Annotated in this window: 1 protein-coding gene; it reads left to right on the top strand. The window is 71.0% G+C overall.

Annotation, left to right across the window (positions count from 1 at the left end):
- Positions 1-366 precede the first annotated feature (366 nt).
- Positions 367-1083 carry a helix-turn-helix domain-containing protein gene (locus ACWDXC_RS45250; RefSeq protein WP_449993262.1) on the top strand — a complete coding sequence of 239 codons (717 nt, stop codon included), beginning with the start codon at positions 367-369 and terminating at the stop codon, positions 1081-1083.
- Positions 1084-1291: the final 208 nt, after the last annotated feature.

The following is a 1291-nucleotide window of genomic DNA, read 5'->3' as shown; positions in this document are numbered from 1 at the left end:
CGCTGCGCGCGTGGGGGGCTGGGGCCGGGTTTGGGGGGGCCTCCCCCCCCCACCCCCGGCGAGGGGCCTGCCGGCCCCTCGCGCTCCCCGGCCGTTCACCGTACGGCTTGGCCCGGTTCTTGAGCGGAAGGCGGAAAGGCCAGGTGGAACTTGGTGGCGGATGAGGCCACGTCAAGATCCGCCGAGCCGGGCTTCCGCATCGGAATTGGCCGGGGCGGCGTACTCCATTTCTTCGGCGGGTTCTCGCCGCCTACTCCGCGCTCATTCATGCGCCCTCGGTGATCGGTCAATCGCGCCTGTTCACGATGACGGCACCCACGATTGATCTATTCTTGGCTTCCCACTGTGCGAGTAAGTGGAGGCCATATGAGTTACGCAGCACTGATCCGGCCCGTGGTCGACCGGGTGTACGCGGGGTTCCGGGGCACAGGGCATGAGCGCGTCCAGGCTGTCTACGACGCGTACAAGATCCGGCCGGGCTTCGAAAGGAGCTTCTATTTCGGCCTGCTGGCCCGGCCGATGCCTGCCGAAGCCTTCGCGGCGGTGACCACGTACTCCGGCTCGGACATGACCGACGAGCTGGCGCAGGGCGTGGCGGAGGTCGACGGTGACGGAACGTGGCGGCTGACCGCGCTCGGCCGGGAGTTGGCGCTGGCGGTGCAGCGCACGTACGCCGATTGGGCTGAGGTGTACTGGGACGAGAAGCTGGTCGAGACGTTGCCGGGCCTCACCGTGGTGCCACGGCTCGCCGAACTGGTCGGCCGTCTCCTGGAAGCGGGTCAGGCCACCGGTGGTCCGGCGTTCCGGGCGGTGGCTCCGGTGTACGAGCCTGCCGACGCCTCCCCGGCGCTGCGCCTGACCAGTCGCCTCGGGGCGCTGCGCCACCACCGGGGCGACGCGCACCGGGCCGCCTGGTCCGCCGCCGGGCTCACGCTCGCTCAGCTGAGGGCACTGCCCGCGGACAGCCCGCAGCGGCGGGAGATCGAGGACGAGACGAACCGGCTGGACGAGCCCATCTACCAGGCTCTGTCACAGGCGGAGCGCGACGAGCTGCTGGCCGGCCTGGGAGCTCTGCCGGGCTGACCAGCCCAAAGGGGCTCCCACAGAGCGCGTCGCCCAGCGGTCCAGCCTTGAGGAGCTGCCCCGCAAAACACATGACCCTGTGGAAGCCGAACGCGCGCAACCTGCCGGGGAGCGCGAGGGGCCGGCACCTCGTACGGGGCCAGCGGCGCGAACAGGGAGCGGCGCATCTGCCAGAGCGAGCGCGCCCGTTCGAGGCCGGAGGAGGCCG

The sequence above is a fragment of the Nonomuraea sp. NPDC003214 genome (assembly GCF_053590035.1).
This window is presented reverse-complemented; position numbering and strand designations above follow the sequence as displayed.